This window comes from Vibrio sp. 1069, from assembly GCF_033340555.1.
This window is the reverse complement of the sequence record NZ_JAWOWP010000925.1, coordinates 1-523: the sequence shown is the minus strand read 5'-3', so window position 1 is coordinate 523 and position 523 is coordinate 1. Positions and strand designations below refer to the sequence as shown.

Sequence of the window (523 nt, the reverse complement as noted above, 5' to 3'; positions counted from 1 at the left end):
AATAAAACCTTGTGCTGCAAGGTTTTCTAGTGTTTTTACATGCTCACCTTTGCGCTCTTTTACGATTGGAGCAAGCAGCATCATTTTACGGCCTTCTGGCAGTTCCAATACTTTATCCACCATCTGGCTGACAGTTTGTGCGGCTAATGGGGCGTGGTGAGTAGGACAGCGTGGTTCACCAACACGAGCGTAAAGCAGACGTAAGTAGTCGTAAACTTCGGTGATGGTACCGACGGTTGAGCGAGGGTTATGAGATGTCGATTTTTGTTCAATAGAAATCGCCGGTGATAAACCTTCGATGTGATCGACATCTGGTTTTTCCATAAGAGACAAAAACTGACGAGCATAAGCAGACAGTGATTCGACATAACGTCGTTGGCCTTCTGCATATAAGGTATCGAATGCGAGAGAGGACTTACCGGAGCCACTTAACCCAGTAATTACTGTCAGTTTATCGCGAGGAATAGTCAGATTGATGTCTTTGAGGTTATGGGTTCGGGCACCGCGAACTTCTATTTTATCC

The 523-nt window shown here is 45.5% G+C and carries 1 pseudogene; it reads right to left on the bottom strand.

Annotation, left to right across the window (positions count from 1 at the left end):
- Nucleotides 1-523 (bottom strand): annotated as a pseudogene (locus tag R7040_RS29840) (excinuclease ABC subunit UvrA); the annotation flags it as partial.